23 protein-coding genes and 1 tRNA gene are annotated in these 22,416 nt (G+C 43.4%); 5 read left to right on the forward strand and 19 right to left on the reverse strand.

Annotation, left to right across the window (positions count from 1 at the left end; genetic code table 11):
- Positions 1–441: 441 nt before the first annotated feature.
- The 13 genes from lysS to ACFOZY_RS07280 form a co-directional block, all read right to left on the reverse strand.
- A complete protein-coding gene (gene lysS / locus ACFOZY_RS07220) occupies positions 442–1,932 on the reverse strand; it encodes a lysine--tRNA ligase (RefSeq protein WP_378153831.1) in 1,491 nt (496 codons plus the stop codon).
- A 175-nt stretch (positions 1,933–2,107) separates the two neighbouring features.
- The gene (gene dusB / locus ACFOZY_RS07225) at positions 2,108–3,127 is read right to left on the reverse strand and encodes a tRNA dihydrouridine synthase DusB (RefSeq protein ID WP_378153833.1); all 1,020 of its coding nucleotides are present in this window, start codon (positions 3,125–3,127) and stop codon (positions 2,108–2,110) included.
- A gap of 54 nt (positions 3,128–3,181) precedes the next feature.
- Positions 3,182–3,667 carry a 2-amino-4-hydroxy-6-hydroxymethyldihydropteridine diphosphokinase gene (gene folK, locus ACFOZY_RS07230; protein WP_378153835.1) on the reverse strand — a complete coding sequence of 162 codons (486 nt, stop codon included), beginning with the start codon at positions 3,665–3,667 and terminating at the stop codon, positions 3,182–3,184.
- A complete protein-coding gene (gene folB / locus ACFOZY_RS07235; protein WP_378153837.1) occupies positions 3,664–4,032 on the reverse strand; it encodes a dihydroneopterin aldolase in 369 nt (122 codons plus the stop codon). The genes folK and folB overlap by 4 nt, the downstream gene beginning before the upstream one ends.
- A gap of 13 nt (positions 4,033–4,045) precedes the next feature.
- Complete coding sequence (gene folP, locus ACFOZY_RS07240; protein ID WP_465251160.1) at positions 4,046–4,900, reverse strand: dihydropteroate synthase; 855 nt, start codon at positions 4,898–4,900, stop codon at positions 4,046–4,048.
- A gap of 100 nt (positions 4,901–5,000) precedes the next feature.
- Positions 5,001–5,924 carry a cysteine synthase A gene (gene cysK / locus ACFOZY_RS07245; RefSeq protein WP_378153839.1) on the reverse strand — a complete coding sequence of 308 codons (924 nt, stop codon included), beginning with the start codon at positions 5,922–5,924 and terminating at the stop codon, positions 5,001–5,003.
- Between the two features lie 186 nt (positions 5,925–6,110).
- Entirely contained in the window at positions 6,111–7,049 is a 939-nt protein-coding gene (locus ACFOZY_RS07250; protein WP_378153841.1) for a peptidyl-prolyl cis-trans isomerase, read from the reverse strand.
- The gene (gene hslO, locus ACFOZY_RS07255; protein WP_378153843.1) at positions 7,027–7,914 is read right to left on the reverse strand and encodes an Hsp33 family molecular chaperone HslO; all 888 of its coding nucleotides are present in this window, start codon (positions 7,912–7,914) and stop codon (positions 7,027–7,029) included. The genes ACFOZY_RS07250 and hslO overlap by 23 nt, the downstream gene beginning before the upstream one ends.
- An 18-nt stretch (positions 7,915–7,932) precedes the next feature.
- Entirely contained in the window at positions 7,933–8,697 is a 765-nt protein-coding gene (locus ACFOZY_RS07260; protein WP_378153845.1) for a type III pantothenate kinase, read from the reverse strand.
- 105 nt (positions 8,698–8,802) lie between these two features.
- On the reverse strand, positions 8,803–10,791 hold the full coding sequence (gene ftsH / locus ACFOZY_RS07265) for an ATP-dependent zinc metalloprotease FtsH (RefSeq protein WP_378153847.1): 1,989 nt from the start codon (positions 10,789–10,791) through the stop codon (positions 8,803–8,805).
- A gap of 130 nt (positions 10,792–10,921) precedes the next feature.
- Positions 10,922–11,464 (reverse strand): hypoxanthine phosphoribosyltransferase, encoded by a 543-nt coding sequence (gene hpt / locus ACFOZY_RS07270; protein WP_378153849.1) that lies wholly within the window; start codon positions 11,462–11,464, stop codon positions 10,922–10,924.
- A gap of 23 nt (positions 11,465–11,487) precedes the next feature.
- A complete protein-coding gene (gene tilS / locus ACFOZY_RS07275; protein ID WP_378153851.1) occupies positions 11,488–12,882 on the reverse strand; it encodes a tRNA lysidine(34) synthetase TilS in 1,395 nt (464 codons plus the stop codon).
- A gap of 17 nt (positions 12,883–12,899) precedes the next feature.
- A complete protein-coding gene (locus ACFOZY_RS07280) occupies positions 12,900–15,323 on the reverse strand; it encodes a SpoIIE family protein phosphatase (protein ID WP_378153853.1) in 2,424 nt (807 codons plus the stop codon).
- 179 nt (positions 15,324–15,502) lie between these two features.
- Between ACFOZY_RS07280 and ACFOZY_RS07285 the strand changes: the two genes are divergently transcribed.
- Positions 15,503–15,576 (forward strand) — tRNA-Met (locus ACFOZY_RS07285).
- Positions 15,577–15,865: 289 nt separating this feature from the next.
- Here ACFOZY_RS07285 and ACFOZY_RS07290 read toward each other — a convergent pair.
- From ACFOZY_RS07290 to yabP, 5 genes are all read right to left on the reverse strand, one after another.
- Positions 15,866–16,327 (reverse strand): DinB family protein, encoded by a 462-nt coding sequence (locus ACFOZY_RS07290; RefSeq protein ID WP_378153855.1) that lies wholly within the window; start codon positions 16,325–16,327, stop codon positions 15,866–15,868.
- A gap of 130 nt (positions 16,328–16,457) precedes the next feature.
- Positions 16,458–16,886, reverse strand: a complete 429-nt coding sequence (locus ACFOZY_RS07295; RefSeq protein ID WP_378153857.1) for a S1 domain-containing RNA-binding protein — start codon at positions 16,884–16,886, stop codon at positions 16,458–16,460.
- Positions 16,887–17,013: 127 nt separating this feature from the next.
- Positions 17,014–17,436 carry an FtsB family cell division protein gene (locus ACFOZY_RS07300; protein ID WP_378153859.1) on the reverse strand — a complete coding sequence of 141 codons (423 nt, stop codon included), beginning with the start codon at positions 17,434–17,436 and terminating at the stop codon, positions 17,014–17,016.
- 41 nt (positions 17,437–17,477) lie between these two features.
- Positions 17,478–17,945, reverse strand: a complete 468-nt coding sequence (yabQ, locus tag ACFOZY_RS07305; protein WP_378153861.1) for a spore cortex biosynthesis protein YabQ — start codon at positions 17,943–17,945, stop codon at positions 17,478–17,480.
- Positions 17,942–18,241, reverse strand: a complete 300-nt coding sequence (gene yabP / locus ACFOZY_RS07310; protein WP_378153863.1) for a sporulation protein YabP — start codon at positions 18,239–18,241, stop codon at positions 17,942–17,944. Before yabP ends, yabQ begins: the two co-directional genes overlap by 4 nt.
- 166 nt (positions 18,242–18,407) lie before the next feature.
- Between yabP and ACFOZY_RS07315 the strand changes: the two genes are divergently transcribed.
- From ACFOZY_RS07315 to ACFOZY_RS07330, 4 genes are all read left to right on the forward strand, one after another.
- Positions 18,408–19,028, forward strand: a complete 621-nt coding sequence (locus tag ACFOZY_RS07315) for a trimeric intracellular cation channel family protein (protein ID WP_378153865.1) — start codon at positions 18,408–18,410, stop codon at positions 19,026–19,028.
- Positions 19,029–19,200: 172 nt separating this feature from the next.
- The gene (gene desA / locus ACFOZY_RS07320) at positions 19,201–20,247 is read left to right on the forward strand and encodes a Delta(5) desaturase DesA (protein ID WP_378153867.1); all 1,047 of its coding nucleotides are present in this window, start codon (positions 19,201–19,203) and stop codon (positions 20,245–20,247) included.
- Between the two features lie 77 nt (positions 20,248–20,324).
- A complete protein-coding gene (locus ACFOZY_RS07325) occupies positions 20,325–21,461 on the forward strand; it encodes a sensor histidine kinase (RefSeq protein ID WP_465251161.1) in 1,137 nt (378 codons plus the stop codon).
- Positions 21,458–22,057 carry a response regulator transcription factor gene (locus ACFOZY_RS07330; RefSeq protein ID WP_378153871.1) on the forward strand — a complete coding sequence of 200 codons (600 nt, stop codon included), beginning with the start codon at positions 21,458–21,460 and terminating at the stop codon, positions 22,055–22,057. The genes ACFOZY_RS07325 and ACFOZY_RS07330 overlap by 4 nt, the downstream gene beginning before the upstream one ends.
- A 64-nt stretch (positions 22,058–22,121) precedes the next feature.
- Here ACFOZY_RS07330 and ACFOZY_RS07335 read toward each other — a convergent pair whose 3' ends face one another.
- Positions 22,122–22,412 (reverse strand): RNA-binding S4 domain-containing protein, encoded by a 291-nt coding sequence (locus tag ACFOZY_RS07335; protein ID WP_378153873.1) that lies wholly within the window; start codon positions 22,410–22,412, stop codon positions 22,122–22,124.
- Positions 22,413–22,416 lie beyond the last annotated feature (4 nt).

Here is a 22,416-nt window from a genome sequence, read left to right on the forward strand (position 1 = left end):
CGTCCTGAGCCAGGATCAAACTCTCCATAAAGAGTATGAGTTAAGCTCATAAGTTTTGCTGGCATCATAATGATGTCCAAATTTGTTGTCTGTTTTGTCCGACGGAGGTCGGATCAAAACAAGTGTTTGTTAGACGTTTTGCTGTTCAGTTTTCAAGGTTCATTTTGTTCATCGCCCCGTTGGCGACTTATATATCTTATCAAGTTAGCAACCTCTTGTCAACTACTTTTTATAACTTCTTTTTCGCAGTTCCAAAGCCGGCTAAAGTGACAACGTTCTTTACTATACCACCATCTTTATAACACCGCAAGCTTTTTTCGCAGGAAATATTCGGGAAGTTCGCCTCTTCATTAGAAAGAGAAAAGGATCTGCAATCTCCTGTCAGAACAAGAATGTTCTTCTCGTCTGATAGGATGCAGATCCTATTTCATTCGCTTTATATTAGTCGCGTTTTCTCATTTGAGGGAACAGAAGGATGTCACGAATAGATGGTGCATTCGTCAATAGCATGACGAGACGGTCAATCCCGATTCCAAGACCACCAGTCGGCGGCATACCATATTCTAATGCTTCAATGAAGTCATCATCCATTTCATGAGCTTCGTCGTTTCCTGCTTCTTTCTCTTTTAACTGTGCTTCGAAACGCTCACGCTGGTCGATTGGATCGTTCAATTCTGTAAAAGCATTCGCATGTTCACGGCGTACAATGAACAATTCAAAGCGATCTGTGAAGCGTGGGTCTTCTTCGTTCTTCTTAGCCAATGGAGAAATCTCCACTGGATGACCGAAGATGAATGTCGGTTGCACAAGACTCTCTTCAACTTTCTGTTCGAAGAATTCGTTCAAGATATGGCCGACTTCCATTGTGTCTTTAATTTCAACGCCATGTTCTTTCGCAAGTGCTTGTGCTTCTTCTTTCGTCATTTGCTTCCAGAAGTCAGCGCCTGTGAATTTCTTGACTGCATCCGCCATATGGAGACGTTCCCATCCAGATGATAGGTCGATTTCGTCTTCACCGTACATTACTTTCGTTGTCCCTAATACTTCTTGAGCAACATGGGCCACTAAGTTTTCAGTAAGTTCCATGATATCGCGGTAGTCTGCATATGCTTCGTAAAGCTCAAGCATCGTAAATTCTGGATTATGGCGAGTTGAGACTCCTTCATTCCGGAATACTCGTCCAATTTCATATACTTTTTCAAGCCCACCGACAATCAGGCGTTTCAAATGTAGTTCAATCGCGATCCGCATGTACAGTTCCATATCGAGTGCGTTATGGTGTGTAACGAACGGACGTGCCGCCGCTCCACCTGCGATTGCATGCATCATAGGCGTTTCAACTTCCAAGTACCCGATACTATCTAAGTAATTGCGGATCGAACGGATAATTTTACTGCGTGTGATAAAAGTTTGTTTGCTGCCATCCGTCATGATGAGGTCCAAGTAACGTTGACGATAGCGTTGTTCAATATCTTTCAAACCGTGGTATTTATCAGGCAGTGGGCGAAGTGCTTTCGTCAGGAAGGTGAATTCCTCCACTTTAATAGAGAGTTCACCTGCATTTGTACGGAATACTTTCCCTTTCGCACCTACGATATCACCAAGATCGGCAGTATCAAACAAATGATAGGCTTCTTCACCGATTGCATCTTTCCGAATATATAGCTGAATTTGGCCGCCAAGGTCCTGGATATGCGCGAATCCGGCTTTCCCTTTACCACGCTTCGTCATGATCCGGCCAGCTATTGCTACTTCCGGTTGAGCTTCTTCAAGTTCCTCTTTTGTAAGTCCGTCATATTTATCGATAATCTGGTCTGATAAATGAGTCCGTTCGAATCGTGCGCCGAAAGGATCGAGTCCGCTCTCACGGATTTCGCTCATCTTTTGGCGTCTCACCAATATTTGATCATTCGTTTCATCTAAATGAGACATACTTTACAACTCCTTTTCCGATTTACCGGTGTCCATAATGAATTAATTGTACACAATTTAACCTTTCTCTTCATCCTTTAATGCGTATTTAAAGATAAGAGACCGTATTTCCATTTTTCTAAAAGATTCTTCAATAGAAAAAAGCCGCCATGAAAGCGGCAGCTCCCTTCTTATATCAGACTGCGTTCACTTGCAGTAATTCGCCTTCCACTAATTCGTCAGCGAGAGAGTTTAGTACCGAAACCAATTCGACAGCAGTTTCTGTCTTATTGATCAAATTACGAGCTTTCCCGTTTCCTCGTACACCTTTTAAATACCAAGATGCATGTTTACGCATTTCTCGGACAGCTACCGATTCACCTTTCAAGGCCAACAGACGCTCAAAATGAAGACGGCAGACTGTAATCTTCTCCGAAGCTGTCGGTTCAGCTATCAATTCGCCTGTTTCAAGGTAATGGACCGTTCGATAGATCATCCATGGATTGCCGAGTGCCGCTCGGCCGATCATCACTCCGTCCACTCCAGTTGATTCAAGCATTCGCTTGGCATCTTGCGGTGTTTCTACGTCACCGTTACCGATGACAGGAATGTTAACCGCCTCTTTCATCTGGCGGATCATATCCCAGTTTGCCTTTCCTTCGTACATTTGCACGCGTGTACGTCCGTGAACAGCAATCGCCGCTGCACCAGCTCGTTCTGCCGCTTGTGCGTTTTCAACTCCGAAGAGGTGCTCTTCATCCCAACCGAGTCGCATTTTTACGCTAACCGGTTTGTCGACCGCATCGACGACAGCAGAGACCATTTCATAGATTTTATTCGGATCTAAGAGCCACTTCGCCCCGGCTTCACATTTAATGATTTTGTTGACCGGACAGCCCATATTTATATCGATAATATCGGCATTTGTATATTGATCTACATATTTGGCTGCTTCGACGAGGGTATCCTTTTCTCCTCCAAATATTTGAAGGGAAAGTGGGTATTCGCGCTCATCGATATGGAGCATGTCCATTGTCTTGTTATTCTTTTGGACGATCCCTTTATCGCTGATCATCTCAGCATAGACAAGACCAGCTCCGAATTCTTTGACCGTCAGTCGGAAAGCTGAGTTGCAAACCCCTGCCATCGGTGCCAAGACTACACGGTTATCCATGACGATATCGCCAATTTGGAACGGTGCTTGTTGGTTTGTCATCTTAATCATTCCTTCCGTGAGGCATAAACTTAGTTGTATAGTTCCCGTTAAGGGTTACATGTTAAAAAAGTCTTCGACACTATCAACTGTTTTCCAGATTTGGACACCTTCTGTTCCTACTACTGGAACCGGAGCAATCCCCGGTGCAATTTCCGCAAGCGGAACGAGAACAAACGCCCGCTCATGCATACGTGGATGAGGGACGGTTAATGTCTCTGTTTCAATATTTTCGTGATTATAGAACAAAATGTCAAGGTCAATTGTGCGCGGTCCCCACCGAACCACTCTGACACGATCGAGATTTTCTTCAATCTGTTGACACTCTTGGAGCAAACCTACAGGCGTCAGACTTGTTGAGATTTCAACGACGATATTCAAAAAAGCAGGCTGGTCAGTTAAACCGACAGGCTCCGTTTCATAGACAGAGGAGACATCTTCCAGCTGAATCGCTTCATGCTCATATAGCATATGAACCGCCTTTTTCAGTAATTCAAGCCGGTCACCCATATTGGAACCGAGTGATAAGTAAGCGCGGTTCATGCAAAATCACCTCGGGTAATCTCGACTGCAACAGACTCATAATGCCCTCTAATTGGAGGATCGGGTTTAACTAACGTTACTTTACAACCTTTTACTTTAGCAGAATAAACCCGAAGAACTTCACCGGCAATACGCTCCGCAACTGATTCTATCAACTTCTTCGGTTCGCCTTCTACAATAGCTCGGCATAAGTCGAATACTTCGGCATAGTTGACTGTCTGCTCTAAATCGTCTGTTTCTCCTGCACCTTTCAAATCGACCGCCATCGACAGTTTCACCCTGAAACGCTGACCAAGTCTTGTCTCCTCTGGCAGAGCTCCATGAAAGCCGTAAAATTCCATATTATTAAGGTGAATAAAATCCATCAAAAATCCTCCCCTAAGCTTCCTTAAACCGCTTTTTCCCTACAAGAACATCCATCATGCGGACCATCCGGCTGATTTCCTTTACATCATGCACTCGGACCATGTGGCATCCTAATTGGATTCCGTGACAGACCGTCGCCCCCGTTCCTTCTGTACGTTCATCCACAGGTAGATCCAGCACCGCTCCAATTACTCTCTTCTTAGAAGTGGCAAGGAGTACCGGATAACCCATGTCTGTTAATAGATCCAGCTTCTGCATCATGACAACGTTCTGTTCCATGCTTTTGGCAAAACCGATACCCGGATCGAGCCAAATATGATTCTCTGGAACGCCTGCCTCTTTCGCGATTGTAATACTTTCTTCCAAGTCCGATTTCGCATCTGTCCAGAAATCTTCGTAGTACTCTTCGTTCGTCCTGTTATGCATTAGAATAATCGGCACATTCAGTTCAGCTGCAACTCTTGCAATTTCTGGCTCTCGCCTTGCTCCCCAAATGTCATTAATGATGTGAGCACCTGCTTCAATAGCACCACGGGCAACTTCAGCTTTATATGTATCGATAGAAATGACTGCATCCGTTTCCTCTCGAAGGGCTTTAATCACCGGGACCACTCGGGACAGTTCATCTTCAACAGAGATTTCAGTATAGCCGGGACGTGTTGACTCGCCGCCGACATCAATGATCATCGCACCGTCCGCTAACATTTGTTTTGCATGGTTCACTGCATCTTCCAACATATTATATTTTCCGCCGTCCGAGAACGAATCCGGCGTGACATTTAAAATCCCCATCACATAAGTCTCTTTTTTAAAATCAAATTCATGTCCATTCAACACCACATTTTTTGTGTAATGCTCCAAATTCACAGGTATTCCCCCTAAAAGATCTTCATCTTCATCTTATCGGAAATTCGTCGGAGAACGCAAAAAAGAGAGGGACAATTGCCCTCTCTTCTGTAATTCAGCTTTAGTCTTCAAAATTATATAGAGGGGTGCTTAAGTAACGCTCTCCGTTTGAAGGGATAATTGCCAAGACTTTTTTGCCTTTGCCCAATTTCTTCGCAACCTCCATTGCAGCGTAGATTGCAGCACCAGAAGAGATTCCGCCTAAAACTCCTTCTTGGCGGGCTACTTTACGAGCAGTTTCAAACGCTTGGTCATTCGTTACTTGGATAATTTCATCGTAGATTTTCGTATCCAATACTTCTGGAACGAAACCTGCACCGATTCCTTGAATCTTATGTGGGCCTGGTTTGCCGCCTGATAAGACAGGAGAGTCAGTTGGTTCAACTGCGTAGATTTTAATATCAGGGAAGGCTTCTTTCAAGACTTCTCCTGCACCCGTGATCGTGCCACCAGTGCCGATACCTGAAACGAATGCATCCAGCTGATCCATCGCTTCTACGATTTCAGGACCAGTTGTCAAACGGTGAACTTCCGGGTTTGCCTCGTTGTTGAATTGCTGAGGCATGAAGTAGCCTTTTTCTTCCGCCAATTCTGTTGCTTTAGCAATTGCACCTTTCATGCCGTCAGGACCAGGAGTCAAGACGATTTCTGCACCATATGCCCGTAATAAGTTCCGGCGTTCCATACTCATCGTTTCAGGCATTGTAAGTACTGCCTTATAACCTTTAGCTGCAGCAACCATTGCTAATCCGATTCCCGTGTTACCGCTTGTCGGTTCAATAATTGTGTCGCCTTCTTTTAATTTCCCTTCACGTTCAGCAGCTTCAATCATCGCAAGCGCGATACGATCTTTTACACTGCTGCCGGGGTTGAAATATTCCAATTTCAAATAGATTTCTGCATCGTCAGGTCCTGCTGTACGATTTAACTTCACAATCGGTGTTTTGCCAATCAACTCTGTAATTGAATTTCCTACATTAGCCATATTCCCACTCCTTAATCCCTACTATCTTGATAGGTTTTCTTACTCATATTATCGGACTATTTTTGAAAAACGTCAATTTGTTTGCCTCTCACAGTATATTCCCTTTTCCTTTGCATTTATTCCGACGATTGGAGAGCAAACAAAAAACCGGCATAAGCCGGTTTTTGTTTACAATATGTATGTATATTAAGATTCACCGTAAAACCAGGAAGCATCAAATTCTTCCCAAAATGTCTCAGGCGTAACGGTTTGAGGTAGCTCCTCAAGTGAGAGTTCCCTTCGGACATGATCTTTAACCTCTTCAAACGAGAAAGATTGCCCTTTTTCTATGTCTTTCACTAAGACAATTGCGAATGTACCATCAGATAATTTTATCGGCTTGCTCCACTTGCCTTCACCCAATTCCGAGGCAGTTTTGACGACTGCAGAATCCAATGTTTTCATGTCTTTTGTGACATACCCAATATCCCCGCCGAGGCTTGCTGATGCATAGTGTTTTGAACGTTCGCGCGCTAAAACATCAAACGCTGATCCATTGTCCAACTCAGCAAATGCCGCCTCTGCCTCTTCCTTGGATTCAGTCACAATGATACTTGTCCGGTAAGAAGTAGGGATGTTATAGAGCGATTTGTTCGTTTCGTAATAGTCTTTTATTTCCTGATCATCAATAACAATATCTTTAGTTAACACCTTTTCCAAAATCAGTTGGGATTTGACTCGGTCTCGTAGTTGTTCCTCGTCCATAGTCTGAAGTGATGTATCGGTGCTGTCTTGCGCCGAGCGAATCAACGCGATTTCCAAATCGATTTCCTGATCAGAAACTGGGATGTCAAACTTATCAGCGGCAGCTCCCATCACTCGACTATTCACCAAGGCAAGCAGTGCTTCCTTGCCGACCATCGACTCCATTTTGACCATCCATTCCTCACGTGTAATTGGTTTCCCATCAACGGAGGCAACTGTTTCACTACCTCCCGGATTGTTCGGAATGAGCCAGGCGATGAACCACAGCAAATTGCCAGCCAATAAGATGGCGATTAGGAAAAGGAGCGGCTTTGTTTTAAGCCGCTTCTTCTTTGTTGGATCTGATGAAGTATTACGATTAGTCGTTCTTGTGTAACTCATCGATAAAACCTTCCAATTCTTCTTTCGAATAATGGTATGTTTCAAGACAGAAATGACATTGCGCTTCCGCCATTCCATCCTCATCGATCATTTCGCGAATTTCTTGCTCACCGAGACCTTGGATGGCATTACCGAAACGCTCCTTTGAGCACGTGCATTGGAATTTAACAGGCATTGAATCGAGTACCCTTACATTGTCTTTCCCTAATACTTCTTCCAACAATTCTTCCGGGGATAGCCCTTTTTGGATCAGCTTGGATACAGGTTCCATTTCGGATAGATGCTTCTCAATTTCAGTAATTGTCTCATCATCCGTACCCGGCATGACTTGTACGATGAACCCGCCAGCCGCCAAGATCGTATTATCGGGGTTAACGAGTACGCCTAATCCTACAGAGGATGGTACTTGTTCGGATGTAGCGAAGTAATACGTAAAGTCTTCCGCAATTTCACCCGAAACAATTGGCACTTGACCTGTAAAGAAGTCACGGAGTCCTAAATCTTTCACGACAGTGAGTGTTCCTTCCGTACCGACTGCACGACGGACATCCAGCTTTCCGACTTCATTCAAATCGAAATGGATATGAGGGTTTGTTGCATAGCCACGCACTTCACCTTTGGAATTCGTGTCAACGATAATCGGACCGATTGGGCCTTTCCCCTCGACTTTGATCGTCAGTTTATCTTCACCCTTTAACATCGCACCCATCATCACAGCTGCAGTCATCGTGCGTCCAAGTGCGGCTGAAGCTGTCGGCCACATCATATGACGTCGTTGAACCTCTCCGATTGTATCGGTCGTCCGCGCAGCAAAGGCTCGGACTGATCCGTTAAAAGCAACCGCTCTAACTAAGTAATCACTCACTTTACATAACCTCTTCCTTTATTGATTTCGCTTGTAGATCAGCTGCAGTCCTTTCAATGTAAGGAAATCATCCACTACATCAATGACATCTGTCTCACTCGCAATCAGTTTCGACAACCCACCTGTGGCGATGACTGTCGGTTTCTTCTTACTTTGTGCCTTCATACGGTTCACAATACCCTCGACTTGTCCTACATAACCGAAGACAATTCCAGCCTGCATAGCCGCTACTGTATTTTTTCCCAAAACATGTTCCGGCTTCGCAATTTCTATTCGCGGCAGTTTTGAGGCACGAGTGAATAAGGCTTCAGTTGAAATGCCGATTCCCGGAGCAATTGCCCCGCCCATGTATTCACCTTTTTCATTGACATAACAGTAAGTTGTCGCAGTGCCGAAGTCTACAATGACAAGTGGGCTGCCGTATTCATGGATCGCCGCAACTGCGTTTACAATCCGATCCGCGCCGACTTCACGAGGGTTTTCGTATTTAATATTAAGGCCAGTTTTAATACCAGGCCCAACGACGAGCGGTGTTATAGTAAAATATTTTTTACACATAGTTTCCAAAGAAAACATAATCGGCGGTACAACTGAAGAAATAATGATGCCATTAATCTGATCAAATGATAATCCGGCATGGGTGAATAAAGCTTTGATCTGCATGCCATATTCATCTTCCGTCTTATGCCGATCCGTTTCAATCCGCCAGTGGTACTTCAAATCGTCTCCATCGTAGACGCCTAATACAATATTCGTATTGCCTGTATCAAGAACAAGAATCATCGTAGTTTCCTCACTTAAGCTTTTTCCCACACATCATACCACAATTGTGTATCTATAAAAAAGCTGATTGACCTCCTTTTGGAAGTCAATCAGCTAATTGGTCAATTATTTGCGCTCTTCTTGAATCGGTCCGGTATCTTCACTGTCTCCGCGTTCCCTTGGCAAGTCGCCTGTTGAAGGATCGTTCGGAGCGTTAGTGATATCCGGGTTCACTTCTTCGGATTCGCTATCCACTGTATCTTCCGCTTTCTTGTCGTATGGACGTTCCGGAAGAGTACCATGCTCTTGCAAATGCTTGATCTGAGCTGCATCGAGCGTTTCAACTTCAAGCAATGTAGTAGCGATCAAATCTAAAAGATCGCGTTTTTCAGTCAGAATCTGCTTTGTGCGCTCATATTGATCTTTGATCATACGTTGCATTTCCTGATCGATTTCATAAGCAATCGCATCGGAATAATTTTGCTCCGAGTTAAAGTCGCGTCCTAAGAATACATTTCCGCCCTGTGATTGGCCAAATTGCAACGGTCCAAGCTTATCGCTCATCCCATATTCGGTAACCATCGAACGGACAATGCCAGTCGCACGCTGGAAGTCATTATGTGCACCGGTTGATACTTCACCGAACACGATATCCTCTGAAACCCGACCACCTAACAAGCCGGCTACCTTATCGAGCAATTCCGGTTTTGTCATGAAGTAACGGTCTTCTTTCGGAAGCATAACAGCATATCCGCCAGCTTGGCCGCGAGGAACAATCGTGACTTTGTGGACCATTTCCGCTTCGTCAAGCATGAGACCGATGACCACGTGCCCAGCTTCATGCCACGCGACAATGCGGCGTTCCTTCTCAGATATGACTCGGCTCGACTTAGCAGGACCGGCAATCACTCGATCAGTTGCTTCATCGATATCCGACATATCAATTTTCTTCTTATTTCGGCGGGCTGCCACAAGAGCTGCCTCGTTCAATAAGTTTTCAAGATCCGCACCGGAGAAACCAGGAGTACGTTGGGCAATTGCCTTTAAGTCCACTGTTTCATCGAGCGGTTTGTTGCGTGCATGTACTTGCAAAACAGCTTCACGGCCTTTAACATCTGGGCGGCCAACCGTAATTTGACGGTCAAAACGTCCTGGGCGTAGAAGTGCAGGGTCTAAAATGTCAGGTCTGTTTGTTGCTGCGATGATGATGATTCCTTCATTCGCACCGAAACCGTCCATTTCAACGAGCAATTGGTTCAAAGTTTGTTCACGTTCGTCATGTCCGCCACCGAGACCAGCGCCACGTTGACGGCCGACCGCATCGATTTCGTCAATGAAGATAATACACGGAGCATTCTTCTTAGCATTTTCGAAAAGGTCACGTACACGGGATGCACCGACACCGACAAACATTTCAACGAAGTCGGAACCACTGATTGAGAAGAATGGTACACCGGCTTCACCGGCTACCGCACGAGCAAGCAACGTTTTACCGGTACCTGGTGGTCCAACGAGCAAGATCCCTTTTGGAATACGTGCACCGATTTCACCGAATTTCCGTGGATCTTTCAGGAAATCTACCACTTCTACCAGTTCGGCTTTTTCTTCATCTGCGCCCGCAACATCGTTGAAGCGTACTTTCTTCTTCTCGTCATGATAGAGCTTCGCTTTACTCTTACCGAAGTTCATGACGCGATTACCGCCGCCTTGTGCTTGGTTCAGTAGGAAGAAGAATAGGATGAAAATAATGATAAACGGAATCAGCCCAGTAATAAACTGCACCCAACCGCTTGTTTCAGGCGCTTCGAGCACCTCTACATCCGTTGCTGCAGCTGTTGCACGGATATCACTTAAGATTTGCGGATCATTATATGGGATTTTCGCCGTAAAGGTTTCCCCTTCTTTGGCGTTTCTCAACACTCCGCTTACAATATAGACCCCATTATCCGGCTGCAGGCTTAACTCCTTAACCTGGCCTTCTTCAAGGGTAGAAATAAACTTACTATAACTCAAGTCCTCGGTCTTCTGGTTAGTGTTGTTAAACGTCCCAAAAATCCCAATGATCACGAGGAAAATTAACAGATAAAATATCGTGTATCGAAATATTCGATTCATCCCGAGCCTCCTCACGCGGTTAACAGAAAACTATACTAAATCTTAACATAAGAGTAATTCGGCTTACAAAAGATAAGCCTTTTGCCATTAACTCGTACACAGCCATTCCGTTCCTTTATATTCCTGGCTATTAGAACGAATAAATTTCAGGCTTTAACACTCCGATGTACGGAAGATTTCTATACTTTTCTGCGTAATCTAATCCATATCCGACTACAAATGCATCAGGCACGATGAATCCTACATAGTCTGCTTTCAAGTCGACCTTGCGTCCAGTTGGTTTATCTAATAGGGTTACGATTTTAATGGATTTCGCCTTTCTGTATTTCATGAGATCAACTAAATAACTTAGTGTCAGGCCACTGTCTATAATGTCTTCAATAATGAGGATGTCACGTCCTTCAACACTTGTGTTCAAGTCCTTTACAATCTTGACTTCACCAGAGGACACAGTTGCGGTTCCATAGCTCGAGACATCCATAAAGTCCATTTCTATGTACGTATCAATCCGCTTCATCAAATCGCCCATGAATGGCATCGCGCCTTTCAACACACCAATAGCAAGTGGAAACTTGTCAGCGTACTCGGCAGTCAAAACTTCCCCAAGTTCGCGGATTTTTGTTTGCAGCTCCTCTTCCGTTATCAAAATTTGTTCAATATCATTACCAATCATAGTTCTTCCTCCTATAGTTCCTGTTAAAATTGGTCCGCCACAAACAGTATGTATGATTCATTCCCTTTACACACTGAAGAAAAACGATTTCCATAACGAAATGTTGGAATCGCCAACACTTCATCTTTTGCCGAGACGATCAGCGGCAGCTGCTCCCTTTGTTCTATCGAGACTTTTGCGTCGATGAATACCCGAGACACTCTTTTAGGAGATGACAACTTTGGAAGTTGGATTCTATCTCCTTCTTTCCTGGCTCGAACACACAAAGGCTGTTCGTCTGGATGCAGATTGAAGAACCATCGTTCCATCGACGGATGTTCATCTTCACCCGAATCCGTTCGAGTCCATTTCAGACGAATCCCGTTTCCCGCATCAATCCATGTATCAATTGGGAAATGAAGAGCTTCAGTCTTCTGTTGCTCTTCCGGATGCCTTTCTAAATGCACAGTCTGATATCGACGAATAAGTTTTGTCCCATCCGGCAAATATAATTCGGCATTTCCATCAGCAGATTTGCACTGATTCCAGACGGCTTCGATCAGCTGATTCCCGATTTGCGACTGATCATATAGATAGTTTAATAGTAGTAGAACGGTCCGCCTTTGTAAAGCTGGTGGGATTCGGCTGAATTGAACAGTATCAAGGGTTATTCCGCCTTTTCCATCGGGCTTTGCAGCCTTATTGAATTCCATTTCTGCGAGCTCGTTCATAAAACGTTCATCTTCATTCTGTCTCTCTGCCCATTTAACTGCTGAATGTGAAGCATTTTCATTTTCCTCTTTTATAAGCGGGAGGATATGATGCCTGAATCGATTCCTGGTGTAATTGTCTTTCAAATTACTTGAATCTTCCCTAAAAGCAAGACCTTGCTCATCTATATAACGAAGAATATCCATTTTAGTAATGCCCATAAACGGCCGAATCAGTTTTCTGTTACTGATGTCTCTACTGATTTGCATTCCCGGTGACCGGTTAAGGGCTGTACCTCTGACTATGTTCATCAGCACCGTTTCAAGTTGGTCGTCCGCATGGTGTGCTAAGGCAAGAACATTGAATTCTCCTTCAATCATCACTTCTTCAAAATAATTATATCGCTCCCGTCGGCATATTGCCTGTAGATTACCCTTTTCAACTGCCAATAGATCAGGAATGGGAATAGCCCTGCCGTAGAAAGGAATAAGCCGCTCCGAACAGAAACGTTCCACGAAGCGGCAATCCTCTTCTGATTCTTCCCCTCTTAACATATGATTCACATGTACAGCCGAAACATCTATATGCAAGCTATTTCTTTCCTCATGCAGAAAATGAAGGAGCGCCATCGAATCCGATCCACCGGAACAAGCGACCAATACACGGTCTCCATTTTGAATCAGACTATGTTCTCTTATAAATGACAAAACCTGATTCCGTATTTTCATGCGCGTTCCTCCTTGATTTACTGGACCGCCGTTTCCCGGGAAATAACCCGATGTTTGGACGATGGGGAGAATATGGACCATTCCGGTACAGTATGATCCAGCCTCATCACGATAATCGTCCGGTCATCTGCCGCATGCTTATACTTTCTCGTCATTTCATGCATGACTGCTTCGGCAATTCGGTTCGTATCCCAATCTTCGGCCCTTTGCAATAAGTTATATAGTACATTTTCTTGTTTTTCAATCGGTACGTCCGGAGAAAACATCCCGTCAGTCATCATCACAATGAGATCACCCGATTTTAGCTTCTTCTTCTTTGCTTCAATATTAAAAGACGGCAGAAACCCGACTGGCAAGGATTCACTTTCAATCTTGGAGAAGTCTTTCCCTCTTTTTATATAGGTAGACATTGATCCTGCCTTATATGACCATAATTGCCCTTCTTGTAAATCTAATAGCCCTAAGTCCACTGTAGCATACAAATCATTTCCTTCCTTCAATGACATTACGTAATGAAGTGTATGCATGGCAGTTTCCGGATCCATCTTCCGATTGAGGCACTCACGCATCAAACGGATCACTTTCCGGCTTTCTTTATAAGCATTGATGTCTTGTCCCATCCCATCTGAAAGGACAACTGCGGTTAATCCGTTATGAAGCGGAAAGACCGCATGTGCATCACCTGCATAGATCGTACCATTCTTTGAAGATGACAACACTGCGTAATCCATCTTGAAGCGGACTGCTGAGGAAAGTGAAATCTGCTGATGAGGGAACGGCTCCTTCTTAAAATCTGAGCGGGTGATTTCAAACGGTTCTTTGTACATGTCATATAACGCGGGTAGGATGAATCTTTCCGTCAGTGTTTGATCTGTTTCCCAATCAGCCTTTTTTTCAGGCAGGCAAATAATGATCTTTCGCGAACCCTTTTCCTCAGACAATACATCCACTTGGAAGTGCTGGATATTGAGCTCATTTAATTTGTTTGAGATTTCCTCTTCCTCCAACTTAAACGACGTCATCCCCTCTTTAATATCTGTAATCATATGATCTAAGTGCCTTCCCATATCCCGAAGCTGAAGTGCCAGCATCTTCTTTCCGTGATGCATTTGCCCAGTAAGCATCCTGCTTGTAATCTCTTCTTCAAGTTCGGTAATAAGTCCTGAAGAGCGTACGCATTTATAATTGATTTTTTCGTCAACCTTATGGCGCATTGCTTTTTTTGCAGATCCTTTTGCTACGATCCATTCCTCAATCGTTTCAGCCATTCCGTTATTTTTAGCGCCCCAGCATTTATCTTTCCGGAAACATGTTTGACAAATTGATAAAGGTTCTTCGAACGATAGCTTTACAGTTTCCTCCTTCGCCGGGGAAAATCGTTCATTTACGACTTGGGACATAAAGTCCACAAACTGATGAAAGTCTGAGAGCTGACGGTTAATGCGATCTGTCAGCCATTCTTGACGTTTAAAGACGGTGGAAACCCGATTTGGAAATAGCTGATCCTTCCAATAACTAATCCAGCTATTCGGAACGATAAAATAGACGAATGAGGCGGTTGCAATTGATATGAAATACGTACTATCAATCGGCAGTGTCGCATCGTACATCAAAAAGAATAAACTCGAAAGAATCGCTCCTATTGAAATCCCCGGCTTTCCCCAACGATGGAAAAGTCCTGCACAAAGACCGGTCAACGTATAAACGGCAATCATTCCACTGAACGAAAGATTAGAGACGCTGACAATCATCCCTACAATGGTAGCTACGGCTGTAGCGATTGGCAGTCCGGCGATGGATGCAGCCAAGAGTATAATGAGATGAATCGCCATGACCGGAACGGATACGTATCCCAGCACCATGTTGTCCATCCCCGTCAAAATCATTGCACAGATGATGAATGCCGCCGCTAAACGTTCAAAGGTCCAACGGTCATGAAGAAATTGATGGATTGGCTTGAAGAATAAAAACAAGAATAACGTCATAAATAATGTAAGAATTCCTTCATACGTAACGAACATCCAAACGAAAAACGGGACTTGTCCACTATAGGATAGTAGCTGCCACCCTGTCTGCACGGCAACCACTGCTAAAAGAACCGTAAATGGAATGTATTTTTTGAAAAAGTTGGCCTGAAATAGGAAGTGGAAGAGAGCGATCTGTAATAGATGGATAGTTGTCTCTCCTAAACCTAACATGAGGCTGCCTGCCATTCCACCAGCAAATGTCCAGGGTAAATAGGCTGGATACCGTTTGACGGTCAGCGCCCAGATTGGAAGGAAGAACGGGACAACTGCCTCGAACAGTACGGCTTGGGACAGAAAAAAGGAACAGAATAGAAAGGTGATCGACATCCAGATTTTGACCTTCCTTTTCCGGACAGCCTCCACCCATTTCGTTATGGGGCTGTGGGTTTGCAAGTCGTTACTCCATACTCTCATTTGAAACTCCCCCTTTGCTACATTGACATGAGTATAAGGGGTTTTATGCATGAAAGTTTGTCTGTTCGTGGCAGTGAAAGAAAAAAAGATTTCGACGCAAAAAATGGTTTTCTGATGAATTATTATTTCTTGTTGACAGGAAGCTTTAGCGCTTGTAATATAAGTATTGTTGTTTCAGCGGCGGCGTAGCTCAGCTGGCTAGAGCGTACGGTTCATACCCGTAAGGTCGGGGGTTCGATCCCCTCTGCCGCCATATAATTTATGAATGAGAAGAGACTCAAATGAGCCTCTTCTTTTTTTGTGTCAATTAATAGCGGCTTCTATCAATGCACTGCTGGCGGATGCTTTCGGGCCCGCACGATGCGGGTCATGCGTCCGTTGCCACAGGATGTGGCGGGGCCGATACGAAGTCGGTCAGGAAGGCGTTGCCGCAGGACGCGGCGAACTTAGCCTTCCAACCCTAATAATAAACAATAGCTCCGAAACTCTTCTTAAAAGAAAATAGTAAAAGCGGCCTCTCCTCTGGACGCCGCTTTTTTGGATTAGACGGAAGTATGTCGAACGGATTCGATTTGTTCCTTATGATGGTTGTCGTGCCATACAAAATCCGCGAAATACTGTAGGATCGTCATTGGATAATCTCCAATTTTGAATTCTTTCGTCCAATCAACTTCTTCAATTGCTTGTAATTGATCCTTGATTTTTTGACGCTCTTCTTTCGCGTGTCGGATGACTTCAACGAATATCAGCTTCCGGCCCTCTGCTGCGGCACTTTCGTTGAATGGTTCAAACGGAATGTCCTCTAATTCGCCTCCTTCTTTCATAAGGGGAAGACGTTCTTCACGGGTGTATCGATCCCATTCCGCCATATGCATGAGGATTTCCTTCGGAGACCATTTCCCTTCCAGAAACGGTTTCGTTGCAGTTTCTTCCGGCATCGCTTTGAGGGATTCCAACCAAAATAGATAGTCTTGTTGGTGAATTAGAATTTCTTGTTTAGTCATTACTTCATCTCCTTCCGAATATGAAGAAATTCGACTTGTACAATTGAAAATCCTTTATCTAAATGCAAAAAAGGCAACCCATGAATGGGCCGCCTATATAGAAATTGTCTTGGATTGAAACAGCAGCAAGTTACCCTCTTCTCGCTCCGCGTCCACCGCGTTTGGATTCGGTTGCCCGTTTTAATGTAGATAGACGATCTTCGCTGTCTTTTAGGAAGCGCGCCATCTTCTGTTCGAAGTTTTCTTTGCCTGGGGCGTTGCGATCATTGGAGCGATTTTGGCGAGGTCGATGAGGACGCTCCGGACGCTCTGGACGCTCAGCCTGAGGCTTCGCTTTACGAATGGAAAGGCCAATCTTTCCATCTGTACCGACATTCATCACTTTCACTTCAACTTGGTCCCCGACCTTCAAGTGGTCATTGATGTCCTTTACATAATTATCAGCAACTTCACTGATATGGACGAGGCCTGTTGAGCCACCTGGCAGCTCGACGAATGCTCCGAAATTAGTAATCCCTGTGACTTTCCCTTGTACCTTGCTGCCTACTTCAATTGACATAAAAAAAATGCTCCTCCTTAAGTGATAAGCGGGCTTCCTTTGGAAGCCTTGCAACATATTCATGACTCTTTACAAATACTAGAATCTTACTTTAATTATAGCCAACAAAAAAAGAGTGTCAACAAGACTACTCTTTTCCGTCCTTATTTTCCTTCCCTTTTTTGTCTTTTTCGGGAATGGCAAAGATAATTTCCCCATCCTCGGATAGGTAGTATTCTTTGCGGGCTAATTTGGCGATGTACTCATCGTCATTTAACTTGGTAATCTGGTGCTTCAGTATTTCCTGTTCTTCCTGCACCTCTTCCAATCTCTCGAGAGCTTCCGCCTTTTCCTGCTCTATTGCAGCAAGCGTTTTAGTCTGCGAGAACATCATGGAACCAATACCGATTGCAGTCAGTACGACAAGGATGCCGAACACTGCGAGCCTTCTATATAGACGGACCCGATGAGCTCTTTGGCGCTGCTCCTTGCGGACGACTGCCCGGACATAATCGGTATTGATGGATGCAATTTGCGATGATTTGTTCTTCTCTTTTCTTGCACCCAACATAGAACCCCCCTGACAGTCTTTAATGGTTATTCCATTATAAACTATTTTCGTTTCTTTTTTAAGGGGGTCTTTGCCAATAATTCTATTAATCTTTTAAAAGGTCTCACGATCAGAAGCAAAATCTTTTGTATGACTTGAACGATTTTTAGAATCACATGGATGATGAAGCGAATAATTAGCCAAATTGGCCTAAATAGAACATTTCTGATGACTCTACCCGTAAAACGGAAAGGACGTTGGAAAATAGATTCATACAAGAATATTCCGGCAATCTGAGCAAGTGGATCGTATATCCTCCATGCCCCGTCCCGGATTTCGAATAGTACATAGAACGTCCCAATCCCCAATAAGAGCCACGCTGCCACCTCCAAGAGATTACTCATTCGGTAAATGATTGAACCGGGCTTGGCGTGGCTATATAGGAAACGTATGGCATCGACACCCGCAGCAGTCAAAATGCCGCATGCCATCATCACCAGCAAACTGATGAATTGAAGCGAAACCGTCATCCAAATAATTTATGCAGCAAATTTTTGGAGCCGATCTTGTCGTCCTCATCGTAATTGAGGGAGCGCACATTACCTTCTAATGTTAGAAGGCCCTTGTCCACATCCAAGTGGACGATGCGTAGATCTTCCCCTTTGATTTGCAGCTGTCCTTGAGATGTACGTACCGAGAATTCTTCTTGGTCAAATCGTTCGATTTCTTTTACTGATGTTAAATCCATCCGCTTCCGATTTCGTAGCGATATTAAGTGATCTCCGGAAGGGATTGTGTAAGTCGGGCTATCAGTTTGGATTTGCATGTGTTTTTTTCCTCCTTTGCTTCTTCGTGTTTCCCTATACTGTATGTCCACAAAGAAAAAAACATGACAGGTTGTCTGTCAAGTTTCTAAAATTTAAAAGGTTTATTGGCTATACTATATATAGTGTAAATCGATCAGTATACCGCAGATATAGATAGAGGGAGAGATGACATTGACATTAACTTGGGAAGCCCTCAACATCATCGGGACCTTGGCTTTTGCAATCAGTGGTGCTCTTGTCGCCATGGAAGAAGATTACGATATATTAGGTGTTTTCGTTTTAGGAGTTGTCACGGCTTTTGGTGGTGGACTTATCCGGAATCTATTAATCGGAATACCACTTGAAATCATTTGGAATCAGGAAGTTTTGTTTGGTGTTGCAGTTTTAGCCATTTCTATTGTCTTCATCTTACCGAGTAAATGGATTCGGAAATGGCAAATGTGGGTGATCTTATTTGATGCCATCGGCTTGGGTGCATTTGCTATTCAAGGTGCAAATTATGCTGTATCGATTCAAGCGCCTTTTGTTGCTGTCATCATCGCGGCAACTTTAACTGGGACAGGTGGTGGAATGCTTAGGGATTTATTAGCTGGCCGAAAACCGATGATTTTTCAAAAAGAGATTTATGCCCTGTGGGCTATCTTGGGGGGTCTCGTAATAGGTTTGAATTTAATAGAAGGACCTTATACTATATTCATCCTTTTACCGGTCATTGTGATTTTACGAATGTTATCCGTTTACTTTAACTGGAATTTACCGCGTGAATTTAAATGGAACGATAAATAATCGAACAAAATTGTTCCACTATACTCAGTTAACTCATCAGGGACACATGACACTTGTCATGTGTCCTACTTGACGATTATGCCTTTTTTTAAACCTTTTTTCCCTTTACGCTATATATAAGAATGGCTGAGGTATCTGATCAGCTAATAATTGTACGTATAGGAGGATCAACATGAGTAGTAATAAACAAAAAATTGCTGAATTACGTAAGACTGTTGCCCCTTTTGAAGGTTCGGATCTGGAAAATAGCATCCGGCAAATGATCAATACATTTCCTCCCTTCTTTCTACTATGGATTGCAGCTTATTTGAGCTTAGAAGTATCTTATTGGTTGTCGTTAGCATTCTCCGTATTGGCTGCAGGTTTTGTCATTCGGATTTTCATCATTTTCCATGATTGCTGCCATCAGTCCTTTTTCAAAAGTAAAAAAGCAAATGCCATTGTTGGAACCATTAGCGGAATAATTACGATGTTCCCATATGAGAAGTGGAAGCGCGAGCATTCCATTCATCACGCAACAAGCGGAAACTTGGATAAGCGCGGAACAGGTGATATATGGGTAATGACAGTAAATGAGTACGTAGAAGCATCGTTCTGGGGTAGATTGTCTTATCGACTCTACCGTAATCCGTTTGTCATGTTCGTATTAGGTCCAGCCTATTTATTTTTAGTTACAAACCGGTTAAACCGAAAAGATCCCAAACCGAAAGAAAGACGCAATACGTATTTGATCAATATCTCGATCATTGTCATTTCCGTTCTTTTAATCTGGGCAATCGGTTGGCAGGCATTCCTGTTAATTCAAACTCCCATCTTTTTCGTAGCGGGAGCATTAGGGATTTGGCTGTTTTACGTACAACACCAATTTGAGGATTCTTTCTTTGAGCATGAAGAAGATTGGGATTACGTAAAGGCTGCAGTAGATGGCAGTTCGTACTACAAGTTACCAAAAGTGCTGCAATGGGTTACAGGAAACATCGGGTTCCACCATGTGCACCACTTAGCTCCGCGAGTACCGAATTATAAGCTGGAGCAAGCCCATGAATCTACTCCACCGTTACACAAAGCAACGACGATTACATTAAAAACAAGTTTGGAATCTATCCGTTTCCGCTTATTCGATGAAGATCAAAAGAAATTTGTAACGTTTAAAGAAATTAAGCATTTACTGGCCAATGAAAAGAAGAAACTTAATAATGAAAACGTCAATATAAATTAGTAAGTAGAAAAACCATTCTTAGCAATTAGAATGGTTTTTCTTGTATACTCAAAGCATCACAAAGTCAGGAGAACATTATGCGAAATTGGTTTCATATTTTCCCCAAACAGACAGGACTAAGTGTATATGTTTGGATTATCTTTTGTATTTTGCCTTTTTACTTTATTTTCAAATCATCCAAGTCTCCTATAGAAATCACAATCGGGATAATCATGATTCTACTGTTCTTAGTATTCTATCGTTTCTCTTTCATGTATAAAGGCTGGCCGTTGTATGTATTCGGAGCGTTGCAAATTATACTATGTGTGGCCATGACAATTTTGTTCGGCTATATCTACTTCTCTCTGTTTTTAGCTTTGTTTATCGGTAATATTCAGAATAAAGCGGGTTTTACCACCTTATACACAATACATTTGGCAGCAACGATCGCCTCTCTCAATTTGGGGTTCTTCTTTCAAACAGAAATCTTCCTTACCCAACTACCGTTTATACTTATTTGTGTGATCGGAGTCATTTTACTTCCGTTAACTTCGTACAACCGGAACAAGCAGGAAGTACTAGAAGTAAAATTAGAAGATGCCAACAAGAGAATTGCAGAACTCGTTAAAATTGAAGAGAGGCAGCGAATCGCTCGAGATTTGCATGACATACTCGGACAAAAATTGTCGCTGATCGGTTTAAAAAGCGACTTGGCCTATAAATTAGTAGATCGGGACACGACTTCTGCCAAGAATGAACTCAATGACATTCGACAAACCGCTCGTTTTGCCTTATCTGAAGTACGGGATATTGTATCAAAAATGCGTGGGACCAAACTGGAGGACGAAATCATTCGGGTAAGACAAATTTTAAAAGCTGCTGAAATCGATTCCACGTTTAAAGGAATGGATACGATTATGGGATTGCAGATAATTTTAGAAAACGTCTTAAGCATGTGCCTGAAAGAAGCAGTTAATAATGTTGTGAGACATAGTAAGGCTACTTCCTGTGATGTGACTTTTGAAATGGTCGATTCTGAACTGATCATGCGTATAAAAGATGATGGTATTGGTATCGATGAGAAACAATTTAATGCGGGCAACGGTTTAAAAGGAATGCGGGAACGGCTGGACTTTATAAACGGTACATTGGATCTCCAATCGAGTGGAGGAACCTTATTAACGATTAAAGTTCCTACTGTTTCCATACCGGACGAAGAGGAGGATAATCGATGATTCGGATTGTCATTGCGGAAGATCAGCGTATGTTATTAGGTGCACTGGGTTCCTTGCTCGACTTAGAAGAAGATATGGAAGTAGTAGGAAAAGCGAAAAACGGGGTCGAGGCACTTCAGCTTATTCAACAATTAAAGCCTGATATTTGCATAATGGATATTGAAATGCCCCAAAAAAGCGGATTAGAAGTGGCTGAAGAACTGAAGGACTTCCCGACGAAAATCATAATATTAACGACATTTGCCCGTCCCGGCTACTTTGAACGGGCCAGGAAAGCGAAGGTTGGCGGTTATTTGCTGAAAGATAGTCCAAGTGAAGAGCTTGCGAATTCCATCCGGATTATTATGGAAGGAAGAAGAATTTACTCACCGGAGCTTGTCGATATGGCTTATGAAGAAGAAAACCCATTAACCGAACGAGAAACACAAGTGCTGAGCATGATTGCAGAAGGTAAAAATACGAAAGAGATTGCAAAGGAAATGTATATAACGACGGGAACCGTACGAAATTATGTTTCTCTCATACTCGAGAAATTAGAGGTCAGCAATCGTATCGAGGCCGTATCTCGCTTTAAGGAAAAAGGTTGGTTTAAGTAGATCTACACCATTGTAGGTCTTTTTTTTCGCACGAAAAACGCCGCAATATATGCGGCGCTACGTCTTAATCTTCGTCGTCAATAAATTCCGGCTCCACTTTTTCAAGGCGTTCTTCCTTTAAAATCGTGTACATCAGATTGGCTTCGTCTTTTTTTACAGTGTCTTTCAACAAATTCACCTTCGCTGTAACGACTTTTTGCCCAAAGCGAATTGATAATTCATCTCCGACTTTTACATCTGCGGATGCTTTTGCTTTCTTTCCGTTAATCGTAATCCGTCCCTGGTCAGCAACCTCTTTAGCCAACGTACGGCGTTTGATCAGTCTTGAAACTTTCAAAAACTTATCTAATCTCATATCT

Origin of the sequence: Chungangia koreensis (assembly GCF_042651785.1) — a bacterium.
Lineage (GTDB): Bacteria > Bacillota > Bacilli > Bacillales_A > Planococcaceae > Chungangia > Chungangia koreensis.

Coding starts and splice junctions, on each gene's coding strand:
- ACFOZY_RS07300 (WP_378153859.1), bottom strand. CDS start 17,436: ATGTTGGGTGCAAGAAAAGAGAAGAACAAATCATCGCAAATTGCATCC.
- ACFOZY_RS07330 (WP_378153871.1), top strand. CDS start 21,458: ATGATTCGGATTGTCATTGCGGAAGATCAGCGTATGTTATTAGGTGCA.
- ACFOZY_RS07250 (WP_378153841.1), bottom strand. CDS start 7,049: ATGAGTTACACAAGAACGACTAATCGTAATACTTCATCAGATCCAACA.
- tilS (WP_378153851.1), bottom strand. CDS start 12,882: ATGAAAATACGGAATCAGGTTTTGTCATTTATAAGAGAACATAGTCTG.
- desA (WP_378153867.1), top strand. CDS start 19,201: ATGAGTAGTAATAAACAAAAAATTGCTGAATTACGTAAGACTGTTGCC.
- ACFOZY_RS07290 (WP_378153855.1), bottom strand. CDS start 16,327: ATGACTAAACAAGAAATTCTAATTCACCAACAAGACTATCTATTTTGG.
- ftsH (WP_378153847.1), bottom strand. CDS start 10,791: ATGAATCGAATATTTCGATACACGATATTTTATCTGTTAATTTTCCTC.
- ACFOZY_RS07280 (WP_378153853.1), bottom strand. CDS start 15,323: ATGAGAGTATGGAGTAACGACTTGCAAACCCACAGCCCCATAACGAAA.
- folB (WP_378153837.1), bottom strand. CDS start 4,032: ATGGATTTTATTCACCTTAATAATATGGAATTTTACGGCTTTCATGGA.
- ACFOZY_RS07315 (WP_378153865.1), top strand. CDS start 18,408: ATGACATTGACATTAACTTGGGAAGCCCTCAACATCATCGGGACCTTG.
- cysK (WP_378153839.1), bottom strand. CDS start 5,924: ATGGCTAATGTAGGAAATTCAATTACAGAGTTGATTGGCAAAACACCG.
- hpt (WP_378153849.1), bottom strand. CDS start 11,464: ATGATTGGTAATGATATTGAACAAATTTTGATAACGGAAGAGGAGCTG.
- ACFOZY_RS07335 (WP_378153873.1), bottom strand. CDS start 22,412: ATGAGATTAGATAAGTTTTTGAAAGTTTCAAGACTGATCAAACGCCGT.
- lysS (WP_378153831.1), bottom strand. CDS start 1,932: ATGTCTCATTTAGATGAAACGAATGATCAAATATTGGTGAGACGCCAA.
- ACFOZY_RS07295 (WP_378153857.1), bottom strand. CDS start 16,886: ATGTCAATTGAAGTAGGCAGCAAGGTACAAGGGAAAGTCACAGGGATT.
- yabP (WP_378153863.1), bottom strand. CDS start 18,241: ATGCAAATCCAAACTGATAGCCCGACTTACACAATCCCTTCCGGAGAT.
- ACFOZY_RS07325 (WP_465251161.1), top strand. CDS start 20,325: ATGCGAAATTGGTTTCATATTTTCCCCAAACAGACAGGACTAAGTGTA.
- yabQ (WP_378153861.1), bottom strand. CDS start 17,945: ATGACGGTTTCGCTTCAATTCATCAGTTTGCTGGTGATGATGGCATGC.
- dusB (WP_378153833.1), bottom strand. CDS start 3,127: ATGACAAACCAACAAGCACCGTTCCAAATTGGCGATATCGTCATGGAT.
- ACFOZY_RS07260 (WP_378153845.1), bottom strand. CDS start 8,697: ATGATTCTTGTTCTTGATACAGGCAATACGAATATTGTATTAGGCGTC.
- folK (WP_378153835.1), bottom strand. CDS start 3,667: ATGAACCGCGCTTACTTATCACTCGGTTCCAATATGGGTGACCGGCTT.